The organism is Lysinibacillus sp. ACHW1.5 (assembly GCF_022014815.1).
GTDB classification, from domain to species: domain Bacteria; phylum Bacillota; class Bacilli; order Bacillales_A; family Planococcaceae; genus Lysinibacillus; species Lysinibacillus capsici.
Window position 1 is genome coordinate 4,054,879 of the sequence record NZ_CP091777.1, and the last position, 18,118, is coordinate 4,072,996.

15 protein-coding genes, 1 tRNA gene and 2 rRNA genes are annotated in these 18,118 nt (G+C 39.8%); 3 read left to right on the forward strand and 15 right to left on the reverse strand.

Going from position 1 to position 18,118, the window contains the following annotated elements; all coding sequences use genetic code 11:
• Positions 1-7: 7 nt before the first annotated feature.
• From L6W14_RS20325 to groES, 4 genes are all read right to left on the reverse strand, one after another.
• Complete coding sequence (locus tag L6W14_RS20325) at positions 8-769, reverse strand: ABC transporter ATP-binding protein (protein WP_054548890.1); 762 nt, start codon at positions 767-769, stop codon at positions 8-10.
• A 4-nt stretch (positions 770-773) separates the two neighbouring features.
• Positions 774-1,853 (reverse strand): FecCD family ABC transporter permease, encoded by a 1,080-nt coding sequence (locus L6W14_RS20330; RefSeq protein WP_131522364.1) that lies wholly within the window; start codon positions 1,851-1,853, stop codon positions 774-776.
• Positions 1,854-2,206: 353 nt separating this feature from the next.
• Complete coding sequence (groL, locus tag L6W14_RS20335; protein ID WP_004224361.1) at positions 2,207-3,838, reverse strand: chaperonin GroEL; 1,632 nt, start codon at positions 3,836-3,838, stop codon at positions 2,207-2,209.
• Positions 3,839-3,967: 129 nt separating this feature from the next.
• On the reverse strand, positions 3,968-4,252 hold the full coding sequence (gene groES, locus L6W14_RS20340) for a co-chaperone GroES (protein ID WP_004224358.1): 285 nt from the start codon (positions 4,250-4,252) through the stop codon (positions 3,968-3,970).
• A gap of 171 nt (positions 4,253-4,423) precedes the next feature.
• On the opposite strand from groES, the gene L6W14_RS20345 reads away from it, so the two are divergent.
• Positions 4,424-5,188, forward strand: a complete 765-nt coding sequence (locus L6W14_RS20345; protein ID WP_115672985.1) for a CPBP family intramembrane glutamic endopeptidase — start codon at positions 4,424-4,426, stop codon at positions 5,186-5,188.
• 77 nt (positions 5,189-5,265) lie between these two features.
• Here the strand turns inward: L6W14_RS20345 and tatC are convergent, their stop codons facing one another.
• From tatC to L6W14_RS20360, 3 genes are all read right to left on the reverse strand, one after another.
• Positions 5,266-6,090 carry a twin-arginine translocase subunit TatC gene (tatC, locus tag L6W14_RS20350; protein WP_131522365.1) on the reverse strand — a complete coding sequence of 275 codons (825 nt, stop codon included), beginning with the start codon at positions 6,088-6,090 and terminating at the stop codon, positions 5,266-5,268.
• A 16-nt stretch (positions 6,091-6,106) separates the two neighbouring features.
• Positions 6,107-6,292, reverse strand: a complete 186-nt coding sequence (locus L6W14_RS20355; protein WP_008176991.1) for a twin-arginine translocase TatA/TatE family subunit — start codon at positions 6,290-6,292, stop codon at positions 6,107-6,109.
• 165 nt (positions 6,293-6,457) lie between these two features.
• On the reverse strand, positions 6,458-7,093 hold the full coding sequence (locus tag L6W14_RS20360) for a redox-sensing transcriptional repressor Rex (RefSeq protein WP_004224350.1): 636 nt from the start codon (positions 7,091-7,093) through the stop codon (positions 6,458-6,460).
• Between the two features lie 253 nt (positions 7,094-7,346).
• On the opposite strand from L6W14_RS20360, the gene L6W14_RS20365 reads away from it, so the two are divergent.
• A complete protein-coding gene (locus L6W14_RS20365; RefSeq protein ID WP_237898784.1) occupies positions 7,347-9,290 on the forward strand; it encodes an ABC transporter ATP-binding protein in 1,944 nt (647 codons plus the stop codon).
• Between the two features lie 434 nt (positions 9,291-9,724).
• On the opposite strand, the gene tsaD is transcribed toward L6W14_RS20365, so the two are convergent.
• The 6 genes from tsaD to L6W14_RS20395 all read right to left on the reverse strand — a co-directional run bounded on the left by tsaD (position 9,725) and on the right by L6W14_RS20395 (position 13,402).
• On the reverse strand, positions 9,725-10,741 hold the full coding sequence (gene tsaD, locus L6W14_RS20370) for a tRNA (adenosine(37)-N6)-threonylcarbamoyltransferase complex transferase subunit TsaD (RefSeq protein WP_048394920.1): 1,017 nt from the start codon (positions 10,739-10,741) through the stop codon (positions 9,725-9,727).
• The gene (rimI, locus tag L6W14_RS20375; RefSeq protein ID WP_054548892.1) at positions 10,741-11,193 is read right to left on the reverse strand and encodes a ribosomal protein S18-alanine N-acetyltransferase; all 453 of its coding nucleotides are present in this window, start codon (positions 11,191-11,193) and stop codon (positions 10,741-10,743) included. Before rimI ends, tsaD begins: the two co-directional genes overlap by 1 nt.
• Positions 11,186-11,893: a tRNA (adenosine(37)-N6)-threonylcarbamoyltransferase complex dimerization subunit type 1 TsaB gene (tsaB, locus tag L6W14_RS20380; protein WP_131522368.1), complete on the reverse strand. Its 708-nt coding sequence runs from the start codon at positions 11,891-11,893 to the stop codon at positions 11,186-11,188. The genes rimI and tsaB overlap by 8 nt, the downstream gene beginning before the upstream one ends.
• Positions 11,890-12,339, reverse strand: a complete 450-nt coding sequence (tsaE, locus tag L6W14_RS20385) for a tRNA (adenosine(37)-N6)-threonylcarbamoyltransferase complex ATPase subunit type 1 TsaE (RefSeq protein ID WP_131522369.1) — start codon at positions 12,337-12,339, stop codon at positions 11,890-11,892. The genes tsaB and tsaE overlap by 4 nt, the downstream gene beginning before the upstream one ends.
• A 181-nt stretch (positions 12,340-12,520) precedes the next feature.
• Entirely contained in the window at positions 12,521-12,859 is a 339-nt protein-coding gene (locus L6W14_RS20390; protein WP_048394912.1) for a hypothetical protein, read from the reverse strand.
• A gap of 467 nt (positions 12,860-13,326) precedes the next feature.
• Positions 13,327-13,402: transfer RNA gene (locus L6W14_RS20395), tRNA-Asp, on the reverse strand.
• 196 nt (positions 13,403-13,598) lie between these two features.
• On the opposite strand from L6W14_RS20395, the gene L6W14_RS20400 reads away from it, so the two are divergent.
• Entirely contained in the window at positions 13,599-14,663 is a 1,065-nt protein-coding gene (locus tag L6W14_RS20400; RefSeq protein WP_237898785.1) for a M24 family metallopeptidase, read from the forward strand.
• Between the two features lie 161 nt (positions 14,664-14,824).
• Here the strand turns inward: L6W14_RS20400 and rrf are convergent.
• Positions 14,825-14,940 (reverse strand): 5S ribosomal RNA (rrf, locus tag L6W14_RS20405).
• A gap of 192 nt (positions 14,941-15,132) precedes the next feature.
• Positions 15,133-18,060 (reverse strand): 23S ribosomal RNA (locus L6W14_RS20410).
• Positions 18,061-18,118: the final 58 nt, after the last annotated feature.

The following is an 18,118-nucleotide window of genomic DNA, read 5'->3' on the forward strand; positions in this document are numbered from 1 at the left end:
TTTCCTCCTACAGTCCATATGCAAAGCCTAATCCATTCGTCACTGGATTAGTAAATGTTTGACATTTGATATGATATAAAGCTTCTATTGTTTCTGGTGTTAAAACTTCTTGGGGTGTACCATGTGCATAGATTTCACCATCTTTTACTGCATAAAGATAATCACAGTAATGTGCTGCCATTTCTAGATCATGAAGAGCTGCTAAAACACCGATGTTTAAACTTTTTACACAGGATAGTATTTCAATTTGATAACGAATATCTAAATGATTTGTTGGCTCATCTAAAATCATAAATTTAGGCTGCTGGGCAATCGTTCTAGCTAAAATAACCCTTTGCTTTTCGCCACCAGATAGTGAAAGAAAACTGCGCTCTCTATAAGATTGTAAGTTTGTTCTTGTCAATGCCTCTTCTACGATGTCAAAATCCTTTTGGTTATCTGACTCTAGCATTTTTTTGTGAGGTGTTCTACCTAACATCACCATTTGTTGTACCGTTAAATCAAAGTGCATTTCATTGAATTGTCCAACTACACCTAAGTGTTGAGAAATCTTTTTTTCGGCGCTTTTTAAAACATCCAAATCATCTAAGAAGACCATCCCTTTTTGAGGTACTAGGCTTTTATAAATGCTTTTCAGTAAAGTTGATTTTCCGCATCCGTTTGGTCCGATTAAGCCCACAAATTGTTGCTTATTCACATGAATGGATACGTTTTTTACGATTTCCTTTTTGCCGATTTTTACTTCTATTTCCTTTGCTACTAATTCCATTGTTCTACCCTCCGAAGTTGTAACCTTTTTTTACAATCATATAGATAAATAATGGTGACCCAATGACAGAAGTAATAATACCAATCGGTAATTCCACATTTTGGATTAATGTTCTAGACAGAATATCAGCCCAAATCATGAAAAGCCCTCCTAAGAGCAATGTTCCTAACATTAATCGTTTGTGATCTGCCCCGAAAATACCTCTTGTGATATGAGGAATAATTAAACCAACAAAACCGATCATACCTGCATAAGCGACCATCGTTCCTGTAATAAGCGAGGTAAGAATCATATATAATTTACGATAAGCACTTAAATTGATCCCTAAGGTGATAGCTGATTCATCCCCAAGTAGCATTGTGTTTAGCACACGATGTTGGAAAAGGAATAATGCAGCTCCTAGTACAATCACGATTGTTAAAATTGGTGTTTTGTCCCAGCTGGCAGATGCTAAACTCCCCATAGACCAGAACGTAACCGTTTTGATGCCCTCTGCATTATTGGCAAAAAAGATGATAAGGCTTGAAAACGAACTACATAATGCACCGATAACAACCCCTGATAAAACCAATTTTACTGAGGTTGCTTTACCTCCAATGCTGGATAAGATAAGCACTGCCATAGAGGTAATCATCGCCCCTGCAAATGCACCAAAGGCTACTCCAAATTGTGCTAACAATGCACTACTCCCAAAACCAACTAGAATAGCAAAGGTTGCACCTAATGACGCTCCTGAAGAAATACCAAGTATGTATGGATCAGCAAGCGGGTTTTGGACAACTGCCTGCATGACAGCCCCACACAATGCAAGACCGACACCAATCAATAAGGCAAAAACCACACGCGGCATTCTGACCTGTAGAATAATATTCAAATAGGATTCACTTTCCACACTATCAAGTGTTCCAAGTTTTCCATTGGATATAGTATGTAGCAAAATATCCATCGATTGCTTGAAAGGAATGCTGATTTGTCCTATTGATACAGAAAAAACGGCAGATATTAAAATAGAGACTATTAAAAGCAAGATAATAACATAATAAATATTGCCCATTCCTATTCTGTTAGCTTCCTGTCTATCCAAAATTTCACCTCTATCTATTAAACTTTTAGTCAATGATAACGATTATCATTTTCATTTTGTATTGTAAGTGATAATCCATTGAAAAACAACAGGAAAATTTTTAATTATAAATTATGCATACATTCAGTAGATAAATATTCCACTACTAGCGGGTTTTAATTCGCTAAAATTATTGTTCCGATAGAAATTAAAACAGCTCATTGTAAATTCCGGATATTATATAGCGAAGAAAATTTAGGGATTTTTATTTAAACTCAGTTCTAATAAAAAATCAAAATAAAAAACCACTTTCCATAAAACTATGGAAAGTGGTCATATTACTTAAAAGATTGTGCTTATAGGCTAACTAAATCTTACATCATTCCTGGCATACCGCCCATGCCGCTCATATCTGGCATTGCTGGTGCTGCTTCAGGGATATCTGCTACAACCGCTTCTGTTGTTAAGAATAGGGCTGCAACTGATGCTGCGTTTTGTAAAGCTGAGCGAGTTACTTTTGCTGGGTCTACTACGCCTGCTTCCATCATGTTTACCCATTCGCCAGTTGCTGCATTGAAACCAATGCCAACTTCTTCACGTTTTAGACGATCTACGATAATTGAGCCTTCAAGACCAGCATTATTAGCAATTTGACGAACTGGTTCTTCTAAAGCACGTAGAACGATTTTCACACCTGTAGATACGTCGCCTTCTACTGCTTCAGCCGCTTTTTCTACTGCTGCATAGACGTTTAGAAGAGCAGTACCACCACCTGATACGATACCTTCTTCAACAGCCGCACGAGTTGAGTTTAAAGCATCCTCAATACGAAGTTTACGCTCTTTCAGCTCTGTTTCTGTTGCAGCACCAACTTTGATAACTGCTACACCGCCTGCTAATTTTGCAAGACGTTCTTGTAATTTTTCTTTATCGAACTCTGAAGTAGTTTCAGCAAGTTGTGCACGAATTTGACCAATGCGTGATTCAATTGCGTCTGCTCCGCCTACACCTTCAACGATTGTTGTGTTGTCTTTTGTTACAACAACTTTTGCTGCACGACCAAGTGCAGAAATATCAGCTGATTTTAGGTCTAAGCCTAATTCTTCTGTAATCACTTGTCCACCTGTCAGGATAGCAATATCTTCAAGCATTGCTTTACGTCGATCACCGAAACCTGGTGCTTTTACTGCTACAGCATTAAATGTACCACGAAGTTTGTTCACAACAAGTGTTGCAAGAGCTTCACCTTCTACATCTTCAGCAATCATTAAAAGTGGACGACCTTGTTGCACCACTTGCTCTAATAATGGTAATACTTCTTGAATGTTTGTAATTTTTTTATCAGTAATTAAAATGTATGGGTTATCAAGAACCGCTTCCATTTTATCTGTGTCAGTTACCATGTAGTGAGAAGCATAACCACGATCAAACTGCATACCCTCAACTACATCTAACTCTGTTGTGAAGCCTTTTGATTCTTCAATTGTAATAACTCCATCGTTACCAACGCGTTCCATTGCTTCAGCGATTAGTTGTCCAACTTCATCATCTGCAGCAGAAATAGCAGCAACTTGTGCAATTTCTTCCTTATTGCTTACTGGGCGAGAAATAGCGTGTAATTCAGTAAGTGCTGCAGCAACTGCTTTATCGATACCTTTACGGATACCTACTGGATTTGCGCCAGCTGTAACGTTTTTCAAGCCTTCACGAATAATTGCTTGAGCTAATACTGTTGCTGTAGTTGTACCATCACCAGCGATTTCGTTTGTCTTAGAAGCAACTTCTGCTACTAATTTTGCTCCCATGTTTTCGTATGGGTTTTCTAGTTCGATTTCTTTAGCGATTGTCACACCATCATTTGTAATAAGTGGTGAACCGAATTTTTTTTCTAAAACAACATTACGTCCTTTTGGTCCTAATGTTACTTTTACTGCATTTGCTAATTTATCTACACCTTGTAACATTAATGAACGAGCGTCTTCTGAGAATTTAATATCTTTTGCCATGAGAATTTACCCTCCTGAAATGGAATATTCGTTAAGCTTCTTCAATATATTTATATCAATTTCACCTTATTGTCACATTTGTTATGCAAACAATAAGTATTCACCTTACGTAAGGTGCCTTTAAAGTTCTTATTCAATAATTGCAAGAATATCGCTTTCGCGTAAAATTAGGTATTCATTACCTTCAAATTTAACTTCTGTGCCAGCGTATTTAGAGAAAATAATGCGGTCGTCAACTTTAACGTCAAGCTCTACACGTTGCCCGTTCTCTAATACACGACCTGTCCCAACTGCTACTACTTTACCTTCTTGTGGTTTTTCTTTTGCAGAGTCAGGTAGTACAATACCGAATGCAGATTTTTCTTCTACCTCGATTAGTTCAATTACAATACGATCTCCTAGTGGTCTTAACAAGTGAAACAACCTCCTAATAATTAAATAATTGTTGATATTTATTAGCACTCTATATCAATGAGTGCTAACACAATTATTATGATAATCAATCACTCTTTTTTTTGCAAGTCAGAACTTCAAAAAATTTTGTTTTCTTTCCATATTCCTCTACAATAGAAAGGAAGCATATGAATGGAAAGGATTTTGACTGTGACTAATTCTCAAAAAGTAACGAAACATAAAAAAACAGCCCTGTATGTTTTGCTGATTTATATCTTGATGCAAATCTCTAGCAGATGGTTGCTCTTACCGTTCCATAGGCTCATCATGAAGGTAACTGGTTTAGCTTCTGAACAAGCGGCTCCTATTACTCAAGGTTGGTATATCGCACTAAGTTTTGCGGTAGCGCTCATTTTAAGCTTAATCCTTACATCTCGAGATAAAGCATTTTGGAACATTTACCAAGGAAAAAAAGAAACGATACCTCTTACAATTGTGTGGGGAATCATCGGCTTCTTCCTAGTGTTCTTTGGACAAATGATTGGTGCAGCTATTGAGATGGCTGTTTTCGGTATTGAAGGAGGCTCACAAAATACTGCAGATATTGTCGCGATAGCTAAAGGTGCTCCCATCGCTATATTAGCAATTGTTGTATTCGGGCCAATCTTAGAAGAATTCGTCTTCCGTAGAGTGATCTTTGGCTCGCTTGTCCAAACAACAAATTTCTGGGTGGCAGCAATTGTGAGTGCCATTTTCTTTGCGATTATCCACTTCGACTTCTCACATATCTTGCTTTATACCATTTGTGGTTTAATTTTCGCCTTTTTATATCACAAAACAAAGCGCATTTGGACGTCTATTATTGCACACGTCATGCTTAATGGATTTGTGACACTTGTACAATTCTATGCGGAACCATTGCAAAAGTTTCTTCAAGAACTCGAAAAAATGCAATAAATTTTTGTAAAGCGATTGTAAGATGCAAAAATAACACAAAAGCTCGGTGTCCCATTTAGGGCACCGAGCTTTATTTATTACTGTTGATTCAATTCTTCTATTTGTCGTCGTTGCTGCTCAAGTGCCTCTTCAATCTGGCGCTTTTGTTCCGCTTCCTGCTCTTCTTTTAATCGAATCTCTTCGGATTTAAGATATTTCTTATAGCCGATTCGTGAAATCATAATACTAATTTCATACAAAATAAACAGTGGAACTGAAACCATTAAATGCGAAGCCAATTCAGGCGGTGCAATAATCGCAGCACATACAAATAAACCAAAGTACGAGTATTTACGAATACGAATTAGTAATTCTGGACTTAATATGCCAATTCGTGAAAAGAATAAAACAACAATTGGCAATTGGAAAAGGAAACCAAAGGGTATTGTAAGCTTAAACAAGAATGTAAAATACTGATGTATGCCAATGGTTTGCTTTATCTCCAAATCATTCGATAAATTCATCATGAATTTGATGACATATGGGAATAGTAAAAAGTATGAAAAAGATAACCCTGCAAGAAACAATAAAAATGAATACGGAATATAGCTTAGAGTTGCTTTACGCTCTACTTCCCTTAATCCAGGGCTAATAAACGACCATAATTGATACATCAACACTGGTGATGAAAGAATAAATGCAATTATAAAAACAACTTGTATATAAATTGCAAGTGGTGTGACTACATCAAATGCATGGAGTTCTATATTATATTTGGCTCCAGTCATTTGAAGGTATTTTACAAGTGGCTTTGCGACAAAAAAGGCGCCGGCCATAGCTAGAACAAAGAAAACGGCAACAATGAACAGCCGTTTTCTTAATTCTTCTATATGCTCAATGACAGTTAGATCTTTTGGATTCATTCCTCAACATCCTAACTTACTTATCTAGTTCTTTCTTTTTCTTATCATCATCATCTTCGTCGGCTAAACCTTTAGTAGCATTTTTGAATTCACGTAGTGTTGAACCAAATGCCTTACCAAGCTCTGGTAACTTTTTAGGACCAAAAATTAGTAACGCGACAACTCCGATAATAATGAGGCTCATAGGACCAATACCACCCATTACAGCCACCTCCTCTTTATATCCATCATTTTAACGCATATTTCGCCATTTTGCTAACTAATTATATGTGAAAGTTTTTCGTCACACTCACTGATTTGACCTCATTTTATTTAAATTATCTATTTGACAGAAACGGTGAATTACACTAAAAAATATGTATGGTTTTCACTCTTCCTGATTACGTATTAAATAAATAAGCGCTTGCAACTCTACCGATAAATCGATTGTTAAAAGCTGCATTCTATCAGGTACTGTTAATCGCTCTGGCGTAAAGTTTAAAATTCCCTTTGCATTCATGGCTGCTAAGCGATCCGCCATTTTTTGAGCGGAGCGTGGTGAAACGGTTAAAATAGCAAGCTCTGCACCGTATTCTGCATATTTTTCTTCCAATAAATCTGGATGAAAGACCGGAATGTTACTGATCATTTTGCCATCCTTCGGTGCTTTTGAATCGAATGCTACCACAATATGTGTATTATGGTTTTTTTGAAAATTATATTTTAATAATGCACTGCCTAAATTCCCCACACCAATTAACGCTACTTTTGTCGTTTCATGTTGATCAAGCGTCTGGCTAAAAAATTGTAATAGATGTTGCACATCGTAGCCATAACCTTTTTTCCCAAGTGCACCAAAATAAGAAAAATCACGGCGAATAGTTGCAGAATCTATTTTCATCGCTTCACTCAATTCCTTCGACGAAATACGTTCCATACCTTCTTGTGCAAAGTTTTGAATAAATCGATAGTAAAGAGGAAGTCTTTTTGTAGTGGCTTGTGGAATTTTTAATTCTTGTTTCAAACTTTTTCCTCCTTATGATGTACCTCCATCAATTTTACTGTCTTTAACTACTAATTTTAATACATTCATCCTTAACAATATACAACATTTTTGCAATCCCCTGCTGTATTTCTCTTTAGTTAATGGCGCCTTATACGCAGCTAACTAAAAAGAAATCGTTTCAATCTTACATGACTGCTAGGAATAAGTAAAGCACGGACATTGCATGCAAATCGTTCATCCTTTACACTAAGGTAGAATTGAGGTGTCAAGAATGATTGTTTTACAGGTCAATCAACTAACTAAATCCTTTCTTGCAGATGAAATTTTAAGTGGTGTTAAATTAGAAGTTCAACACCGTGACCGTGTTGCCTTAGTAGGACGAAACGGTGCAGGTAAATCTACTTTATTAAAAATAATTGCTGGTCAAATGTCTTATGATTCAGGTGATATCATTATCCCAAAGGATATTCAAATAGGCTATTTAGAGCAACATGCAGGATTAAACTCTACGCTAACAATTTGGAATGAAATGATGACTATATTTGAATCTCTTTTAGCCCAAGAACAGCTGCTACGCTCACTTGAACAACAAATGGCTGATCCTACTGTCTATGAAAACCCTACTATGTATGCGAAAGTTATGTCGGAATACGATCAATTACAGCATACGTTTAAAGATGCAGGTGGCTATCAATATGAATCAGACATACGGTCAGTCCTTCATGGTATGCAATTTTATTCCGAAGACTATGACAAACCCATCAGTTCCTTATCTGGTGGACAGCGCACACGTTTAGCACTTGCTAAGCTCTTACTTAGTAAACCAGATCTTTTAATTCTCGATGAGCCAACGAACCATTTAGATATCGAAACACTATCTTGGTTGGAATCCTATTTAAAGGGCTATGAAGGCGCTATTTTAATTGTTTCCCATGACCGCTACTTCTTAGACCAAGTCGTTTCTATTGTCTACGAAGTATCTCGTCATCGCGTTACCAAATATCCGGGTAATTATAGTGCATATCTAGATGAAAAAGCTAAAAATTATGAGCGTGATGTCAAACTCTTTGAACGTCAGCAAGATGAAAAGGCCAAGCTAGAGGATTTTATCCAAAAAAATATTGCACGTGCTTCTACAACAAAAATGGCACAAAGTCGACGTAAAATGCTTGAACGTACCGAGTGGATGGAATCGCCGGATGGTGATGAGAAATCCGCTAGTTTCGGTTTCACGATTGAACGTCAAAGTGGAAATGATGTTTTATCTGTTGATGAATTAACGATTGGTTATAACGAACGTACCATTTCTAGTGGGATAAACCTCCGCACTTTTCGTGAGGATCGTATTGCCCTTGTTGGACCAAACGGAGTTGGTAAATCGACATTATTAAAAACAATTGTAAAAGATTTATCCCCTCTTGGAGGTAGTATTCGATATGGTACGAATGTACAAATCGGCTACTATGATCAAGAGCAAGCAAAGCTATCGAGCAATAAGAGTGTCCTAAAAGAATTATGGGATGAATGGCCACTCATGAACGAAAAAGATATTCGAACTGTATTAGGGCGTTTTCTTTTTAGTGGTGAAGATGTGGATAAAGCTGTATCCTCTTTATCGGGCGGTGAAAAAGCACGCCTTGCACTCGCAAAGCTAATGATGCAAAAGGCTAATTTCTTAATTCTAGATGAGCCTACCAACCATTTAGACTTAGATAGCAAAGAGGTATTAGAAAATGCCTTGATCGATTATCCAGGTACGCTTCTATTTGTCTCACACGACCGCTACTTCATTAATCGTATCGCAACAAAAGTGGTGGAGTTATCTGGAACGGGTTCATTTGAATATTTAGGTGATTACGATTATTACGTTGAGAAAAAGCAGGAACTATTAGAGCTAGCACAAATGAAGGCTGCCTCCCAACCACAAGTACAGCAAGACCTCCCTGATAAAACGTCTACATCAAAAATTGATAAAGAAGCAAAAAAGCGTGAACGTCAAATTAGACGTACGATTGAAGATTTAGAAAGCAAGATGCAAGAAACATCTGCTATGGTTGCAAGACTAGAAGAAGCTCTTTGTGACTCTGCCATTTTTACCGACCATGAAAAAATTTCAATGCTTCAAGCAGAATTAGCAACTGCTAAAGAACAGCATGAGCTATTAGAATTAGAATGGCTTGAGCTAAATGAAGAACTAGAAAATATTAGCATGTAAATGATGTAAGCCGTGTGACCTTTCACATGGCTTTTTCTTTACTTGTCTTCATTTTTCATATATATTGGTCAAGTGCTATTTTTCGACAAAAAATGCCCACAGTTTTATTCACACTATAAATCTAGTAATACCAACATATCAACAGAGTTTTCCACATTGTCCACAACAAAAATTTATTTTATCCACATTCTATCGTATAAAACCAGCTACTATATATTGAATAATCACAAGTTATACACAAGTTATCAACAATTTGTGCATAAGTACGCGTGTTCGCCATTTAATTCGCTCCTTTACCTGTGGATAATTTTCTGAAAAATTTGTCAATTGTAATGCTTCTACTGACTATTCCCTTCGCACGGTTCTTTTTTATCAACAATTATTCGACAATTAATAAAAGAGGTATCTAAAAATATAGATACCTCTTTCCTATACTATACCCAGGATTTTAACTCCATTCCTGGACGTCCATTCATCATTAAGTTTCCTCGAATACCAGCCTCAAACATCGGCATAGCTGCTGCGCCAATCATTGCCGCATTATCCGTACACAATTTAAGTGGGGGGACAAAAAACGGGATGCCTTCTTCTTCAAAAACAGTCTCCAAAGAAATTCGCAAACCCTTATTTGCTGCTACACCTCCAGCTGCAATAACCTGTTTCACCTGATATTCGCGAGCAGCACGTAATGTTTTAGCAGTCAGTACTTCAACAACACTTTCCTGAAAGCCCTTGGCAACAGCTGCTGGTGAAATAGCTTCACCTCGTTGATCCATATTATGTTTATAATTGATGACAGCTGATTTTAAACCGCTAAAGCTAAAATCATACGAATCCTCTTCCAACCATACTCTTGGAAAAGGAACAGCCTCTCCTTCCTCATGAGCAAGACGATCAATATGTGGCCCACCAGGATAAGGTAAATTTAAAACACGCGCCACTTTATCATAAGCTTCACCCGCTGCATCATCTCGTGTTTCACCAATGACCTCAAAAGAGCCATGTTCCTTCATATAGACAAGCTCTGTATGACCGCCTGAAACTACAAGTGCTAATAAAGGGAACTCCATCGGTTGAACAAGCGCATTGGCATAAATATGCCCTGCAATATGATGCACACCTACAATTGGTAGGTTATTCGCAAAGGCAAAAGCCTTCGCTGCATTAATACCAATCAACAATGCCCCTACAAGACCCGGACCCTCTGTAACAGCAACCGCATCCAAATCTACCGGCTTTAAATTTGCTTGAGCTAATGCTTCTTCAATTACCATCGTAATTTGTTCAACGTGATGGCGTGATGCAATTTCAGGAACAACGCCACCAAATCGCTTATGACTCTCTATTTGAGAAGCAACAACATTCGACACGATTTCATGACCATTTCGTATAATCGCTGCAGCTGTTTCATCACAGCTTGATTCTATTGCTAATATCAATCCATTATTCATTATAAATTCACCCACATGACAAGGGCATCCTCCCCGTTATCCGTATAATAGCCTTTCCGTATACCACCATCTTGGAATTGGAGCTTACGATAAAGATTTTGTGCAACTGTGTTCGTTACTCGTACCTCCAATGTCATAACCTCCATTCCATGTAAACGAGCTATTTGCATTGCCTCACGCATTAATCCCTCGCCTATACCTCGTCCACGAGCTGCCTCAATAACAGCTACATTCGTAATTTGGGCTGCATCTATAACCATCCACATCCCGCAAAAACCAATAATACTTCCACTTGCATCAACAGCCAGCACATAATGGGCATACTGATTTTCATGTACTTCATAGTAAAAGGAATCCAACGTCCAAGGTACAGGAAATGAAGCTACTTCAATTTCATAAACTGCTGGTACATCATCAGAAACCATTTTACGATAAGTTACATCACTACTCATGTTCTTTCTCCTTCTGTTCTTTCAGCCAATTTGCTTCAGCCTCTGCAATTCGTTTATATTGTGGGACAAAGTGATGAGTAGCTTCAACACTCGGTAACTCCACTTTAGTTCCTACACGAATAACTTCCGTTGCACGTGGCAAGTCAAGACTAAAAGGTGCACGTAAAGCGTTATCACCAAGCTCCTCTACAATGTTATCCCAAAATATGCCCACATCTGTTCCTACAAATAAAATAGGTGCATCTAATGCCCTTAAACGCTCTAACAAATCCGCGATATGTGCATGATGATCCTCCACAAGAGCCTCTAGTGTCTCTCCTTGATAAACAGCTGTATAAACGTTATCTCTTCTTGCATCAAAAATTGGACAAATTAACCCCTTATAAAGGGAAGCATTTGCAGCTAATGCTTTTAAGCTAGAGACACCAACTAAAGGTATCTGTAATGTCCATGCTAGGGTTTTCGCTAATGTTACACCTATACGGACCCCTGTATACGAACCAGGCCCTTCAGACACTGCAATCACATCCAAGTCGCCTGCCTTCAAACCTGCTCTTGCTAATACCTCTTCAATAGCGGGCATTGCGCCTGCTGAATGTGTTAATTTTATATTTTGTACCAGCTCAGCTACCACTTTTCCATCCCTTACAATAGCAACGGAAAGTGGTGTATTCGCTGTTTCTATTCCTAACCAAATCATTTCATTAGCTCCTCACATAGTGCCTCATAGCGTTCCCCACTAGGTATTAACACAAATCGTCGTTCATTGTCTCCGATTCGATAAATCTCTATCGCTAATCGATTCTGTGGCAAATCCTGTTCAATTAAATGCGCCCACTCTACCACTGATACTGCATCTCCATAAAATAATTCATCCCAACCAAGGTCCTCGTCACTTTCAGCCAAACGATAAACATCTAAATGATTGAAGGGTAAACGTCCTTCATACTGTTTAATGATTGTAAATGTTGGACTGTTGACCGTTCTTTTCACACCAAGCCCTTTTGCTAATGCCTTCGTAAACGTTGTCTTGCCTGCACCTAAATCTCCTTCTAATGTAATCGTATCTTGAGCTTCTAGTAAATTGGCAAGTGTCATCGCAAAACGCTCTGTATCATCAACTGAATTCATGATTATTTCATACATTCTCATTTTTCCTCTCATCACTACATTACCTCTAGTTTACCTAAACTAGCGAAAATGTTCAAAGCATCCAATATCATTATATCCTACTTAGATTGTCTTCGTTAAAAAGCCTAATTTTATGACATAGGTAACTCATTTAAATAAAAAAACACGCCTTCATTTACAAAGACGTGACAACTATTTATCTGTTTGAATGACCTTTCACTGCTATGATTTCTTTGCCAATTAGTTTATCATCCTTAAATTTCACTATATAGGCCTGTGTCATCAAGATTTCATCATTCCAACGATATTCATTATTTTTGATTTTTTTACCTGCTCCGCCCGCTGCTTCTACTACCTCAATATATGACATATCATTTTTTAATTTCTCAAATTCTACTTCATTCATATTTTTTTGCCAGTGATACGCATTTGATTCTTCAATCTCCATAATAGGATCTCCACAGCCTACCATCATTATCATGGAACCAATAAGCAAAGGGAAATAAATACTTTTAAAAGAATAATCTTTGCTCATCTAAACACCTCCGTAGCCAATCCGATTACTTCTACATTTTTACCCCTAATCTTTACATTAGAAACACTCTAATTTTACCTTATAAAAACGCAATCATTTATCGGTAATTTTTACTATTTTTAGATAATGTTAAATATATGAAATTCGCTATGTTTATGGGCATATTTTCGATTATTTCACAGCGATTTAAGCCATTTTTTAGACACCCTTGATATGTTTTAGGGAAATAGATGTTGTTTATGAAATAATAAAGGGAAGTTGGTCTCAAATACTTCACAGAATGTTATGCTTTTAGCCTCTGTGTTTCTATAAGGCGGTGTTAATCCTTTCGACGTTATTCATTGGTCATGTAATTTCTACTTAATTTTACTGATAAGCTCCTGAAAGATGTATTGGATCCATACTCCAAACACATACAAAAAAGTCCCTATGATGTAAAATCATAAGGACTGTAATATTAATTTAAATGGCGGTCCCGACCGGGATCGAACCGGCGATCTCCTGCGTGACAGGCAGGCATGTTAACCGCTACACCACGGGACCTCTTTAAGACATTTATAAATATATCATAGAAAATATAGATATACAATAGCTTTTTTCATATTTTAATAATATATTTTCCAACAATCTCTAATCTAGGATAGAATTTATCCTGCAATGCATTTTCCACATAATCATATAAGCTCTAAACATGATGCAAATTTTGCAGTATATTTAACTTTAAAGGAGGAAACAAAACATGTCAAAATTAGAACAATTACAAGCAGCCTTACAGCTCCACGATACCGATGCAATTATTATTACAAATGCTCAAAATCGTCGCTATCTAACAGGTTTTACAGGTAGTGCAGGTACAGTCATTGTAACAAAGACACGCGCACTTTTATTAGTAGACTTCCGCTATACACAGCAAGCAACAAATCAGTGTGACACCTTTGAAGTACTAGAGATTGATCGCAACCATTTATATGAAACCATTCAGGAAATTCTGGAACAGGAATTAATTCAAACTGTTGGTTTTGAGCAACATCATGTAACTTATTTTAGCTATCAATTAATGAAGAGCAAATTGACAGCTATATTAAAACCAATGCCTACTATTGTAGAAGATTTACGGATGATTAAAACACCAGAAGAAATTGAAATAATTAAGAAAGCAGCATGGATTTCCGATGAGGCGTTTAATCATATTCTGACATTCATCAAACCAGGTATTTCAGAACTTGATATTGCCTATGAATTAGAGTTTCATATGCGAAAAAATGGTGCAACAGGTGCAGCCTTCGATATGATTATTGCTTCTGGCCATCGTTCAGCACTCCCACATGGCGTAGCATCCTCTAAAATAGTGGAGCAAGGTGACATGTTGACAATGGATTTTGGTGCTTACTACCGAGGTTATCGTTCTGATATGACAAGAACGATTGCTGTTGGAGAACCATTAGAGCAATTAAAAGAAGTATATCATATAGTTCATGGTGCCTTACAACATGCCCTTTCCAATATGAAGGCTGGTATTACTGGACAAGAGGCAGATCGTTATTCACGAGACTACATTACTGCAAAGGGATATGGACAAAATTACGGACACGGTGCAGGACATGGCATAGGCTTAGATATCCATGAAAATATATTTATGTCTACCATATGTAAAGACATGTTAGAAGAAAATATGGTACTAACTGTCGAACCGGGTATTTATATACCTAATGTAGGTGGTGTTCGTATCGAGGATGATGTTATCGTTACAAAAGAAGGTGTGGAAGTCATCACTCACTCTCCTAAGGAACTGATTATTTTATAGCCCATTAAAGTGATGTTTTTAATATGGAGATATCATTAAAGAAGTTTCGCTGCTTTCTTTGATATAAAATAAATGTTTTAAAGAGTATGTACAATTATTTCATTGTACTTACTCTTTTTATAAAAGGAAAAACAGCCAGCACACAGCTGACTGTTTTGTTTGCCTAGCGACGTCCTACTCTCACAGGGGGAAGCCCCCAACTACCATCGGCGCTAAAGAGCTTAACTTCCGTGTTCGGTATGGGAACGGGTGTGACCTCTTTGCCATCATCACTAGACTTATTCGACCTCCAATACACGGCGTATTACTGCGTCAGCTGCTCTCGTTCAATCAGTCACGTACATAAGTACGCTCCTTCAATCACTCGTTTGCTTCCTTGTACTACTTGTGTCTTGAAGCTCTCTTTTTTTGTTGAAAGAGTTGTTCTTTCAAAACTGGATAAACGGTGCATTGAATGTTTCAAACGTTTTTGGTTAAGTCCTCGATCGATTAGTATTCGTCAGCTCCATGTGTCACCACACTTCCACCTCGAACCTATCTACCTCATCGTCTTTGAGGGATCTTACTTACTTGCGTAATGGGAAATCTCATCTTGAGGGGGGCTTCATGCTTAGATGCTTTCAGCACTTATCCCGTCCACACATAGCTACCCAGCGATGCCTTTGGCAAGACAACTGGTACACCAGCGGTGTGTCCATCCCGGTCCTCTCGTACTAAGGACAGCTCCTCTCAAATTTCCTACGCCCACGACGGATAGGGACCGAACTGTCTCACGACGTTCTGAACCCAGCTCGCGTACCGCTTTAATGGGCGAACAGCCCAACCCTTGGGACCGACTACAGCCCCAGGATGCGATGAGCCGACATCGAGGTGCCAAACCTCCCCGTCGATGTGGACTCTTGGGGGAGATAAGCCTGTTATCCCCGGGGTAGCTTTTATCCGTTGAGCGATGGCCCTTCCATGCGGAACCACCGGATCACTAAGCCCGTCTTTCGACCCTGCTCGACTTGTAGGTCTCGCAGTCAAGCTCCCTTGTGCCTTTACACTCTACGAATGATTTCCAACCATTCTGAGGGAACCTTTGGGCGCCTCCGTTACCTTTTAGGAGGCGACCGCCCCAGTCAAACTGTCCGCCTGACACTGTCTCCTGCCCCGCTAAGGGGCATGGGTTAGAATTTCAATACAACCAGGGTAGTATCCCACCGACGCCTCCTTCGAAGCTGGCGCTCCGAGATCTCTGGCTCCTACCTATCCTGTACAAGTTGTACCAAAATTCAATATCAGGCTACAGTAAAGCTCCACGGGGTCTTTCCGTCCTGTCGCGGGTAACCTGCATCTTCACAGGTACTATAATTTCACCGAGTCTCTCGTTGAGACAGTGCCCAGATCGTTACGCCTTTCGTGCGGGTCGGAACTTACCCGACAAGGAATTTCGCTACCTTAGGACCGTTATAGTTACGGCCGCCGTTTACTGGGGCTTCAATTCGCAGCTTCGCTTGCGCTAACCACTCCTCTTAACCTTCCAGCACCGGGCAGGCGTCAGCCCCTATACGTCACCTTACGGTTTTGCAGAGACCTGTGTTTTTGCTAAACAGTCGCCTGGGCCTATTCACTGCGGCTCTCATGCGCTTGCACGCTCAAGAGCACCCCTTCTCCCGAAGTTACGGGGTCATTTTGCCGAGTTCCTTAACGAGAGTTCTCTCGCACACCTTAGGATTCTCTCCTCGACTACCTGTGTCGGTTTGCGGTACGGGCACCTCTCACCTCGATAGAGGCTTTTCTTGGCAGTGTGAAATCAGGAACTTCGTCCATACGGACTCGCCATCACAGCTCAACGTTACAGTGTGCGGATTTGCCTACACACACGCCTTACTGCTTGGACGCGCACAACCAACGGCGCGCTTACCCTATCCTACTGCGTCCCCCCATTTCTCAAACGGTGAGGAGGTGGTACAGGAATATCAACCTGTTGTCCATCGCCTACGCCTATCGGCCTCGGCTTAGGTCCCGACTAACCCTGAGCGGACGAGCCTTCCTCAGGAAACCTTAGTCATACGGTGGACGGGATTCTCACCCGTCTTTCGCTACTCATACCGGCATTCTCACTTCTAAGCGCTCCACCAGTCCTTCCGATCTGACTTCAACGCACTTAGAACGCTCTCCTACCACTGACATCGTAGATGTCAATCCACAGCTTCGGTGAATCGTTTAGCCCCGATACATTTTCGGCGCAGCGTCACTCGACCAGTGAGCTATTACGCACTCTTTAAATGATGGCTGCTTCTAAGCCAACATCCTGGTTGTCTGTGCAACGCCACATCCTTTTCCACTTAACGATTACTTTGGGACCTTAGCTGGTGGTCTGGGCTGTTTCCCTTTTGACTACGGATCTTATCACTCGCAGTCTGACTCCCGTGTATAAATATCTGGCATTCGGAGTTTGTCTGAATTCGGTAAACCGGGATGGCCCCCTAGTCCAAACAGTGCTCTACCTCCAGTATTCTCATCACGAGGCTAGCCCTAAAGCTATTTCGGAGAGAACCAGCTATCTCCAAGTTCGATTGGAATTTCTCCGCTACCCACACCTCATCCCCGCACTTTTCAACGTGCGTGGGTTCGGGCCTCCAGTAAGTGTTACCTCACCTTCACCCTGGACATGGGTAGATCACCTGGTTTCGGGTCTACGACCACGTACTATTTCGCCCTATTCAGACTCGCTTTCGCTGCGGCTCCGCCTTCTAAAGCTTAACCTCGCACGTAATCGTAACTCGCCGGTTCATTCTACAAAAGGCACGCTATCACCCATTAACGGGCTCTAACTACTTGTAGGCACACGGTTTCAGGATCTCTTTCACTCCCCTTCCGGGGTGCTTTTCACCTTTCCCTCACGGTACTGGTTCACTATCGGTCACTAGGTAGTATTTAGCCTTGGGAGATGGTCCTCCCGGATTCCGACGGAATTTCACGTGTTCCGCCGTACTCAGGATCCACTCAGGAGAGAACGAACTTTCGACTACAGGGCTTTTACCTGCTCTGGCGGACCTTTCCAAGTCGCTTCATCTAACTCGCTCTTTTGTAACTCCGTATAGAGTGTCCTACAACCCCAAGAGGCAAGCCTCTTGGTTTGGGCTCTTCCCGTTTCGCTCGCCGCTACTCAGGGAATCGATTTTTCTTTCTCTTCCTCCAGGTACTTAGATGTTTCAGTTCCCTGGGTCTGCCTTCAAGACGCTATGTATTCACGTCAAGATACTACGCGATTAAACGTAGTGGGTTCCCCCATTCGGAAATCTCCGGATCAAAGCTCACTTACAGCTCCCCGAAGCATATCGGTGTTAGTGCCGTCCTTCTTCGGCTCCTAGTGCCAAGGCATTCGCCGTGCGCCCTTAATAACTTAACCAAGTTATTAAGCCTATAAAAAACTTAAAAAATAAATGTGTTTGTTACAATTTCAATGT

What these genes read in the sequence shown, in the direction of transcription:
- tsaD (WP_048394920.1), bottom strand. Translation starts at nt 10,741, where the DNA reads ATGAATAATGGATTGATATTAGCAATAGAATCAAGCTGTGATGAAACA.
- L6W14_RS20365 (WP_237898784.1), top strand. Translation starts at nt 7,347, where the DNA reads ATGATTGTTTTACAGGTCAATCAACTAACTAAATCCTTTCTTGCAGAT.
- groL (WP_004224361.1), bottom strand. Translation starts at nt 3,838, where the DNA reads ATGGCAAAAGATATTAAATTCTCAGAAGACGCTCGTTCATTAATGTTA.
- L6W14_RS20400 (WP_237898785.1), top strand. Translation starts at nt 13,599, where the DNA reads ATGTCAAAATTAGAACAATTACAAGCAGCCTTACAGCTCCACGATACC.
- L6W14_RS20325 (WP_054548890.1), bottom strand. Translation starts at nt 769, where the DNA reads ATGGAATTAGTAGCAAAGGAAATAGAAGTAAAAATCGGCAAAAAGGAA.
- tatC (WP_131522365.1), bottom strand. Translation starts at nt 6,090, where the DNA reads ATGAATCCAAAAGATCTAACTGTCATTGAGCATATAGAAGAATTAAGA.
- rimI (WP_054548892.1), bottom strand. Translation starts at nt 11,193, where the DNA reads ATGAGTAGTGATGTAACTTATCGTAAAATGGTTTCTGATGATGTACCA.
- tsaB (WP_131522368.1), bottom strand. Translation starts at nt 11,893, where the DNA reads ATGATTTGGTTAGGAATAGAAACAGCGAATACACCACTTTCCGTTGCT.
- L6W14_RS20355 (WP_008176991.1), bottom strand. Translation starts at nt 6,292, where the DNA reads ATGGGTGGTATTGGTCCTATGAGCCTCATTATTATCGGAGTTGTCGCG.
- tsaE (WP_131522369.1), bottom strand. Translation starts at nt 12,339, where the DNA reads ATGTATGAAATAATCATGAATTCAGTTGATGATACAGAGCGTTTTGCG.
- L6W14_RS20345 (WP_115672985.1), top strand. Translation starts at nt 4,424, where the DNA reads ATGGAAAGGATTTTGACTGTGACTAATTCTCAAAAAGTAACGAAACAT.
- L6W14_RS20390 (WP_048394912.1), bottom strand. Translation starts at nt 12,859, where the DNA reads ATGAGCAAAGATTATTCTTTTAAAAGTATTTATTTCCCTTTGCTTATT.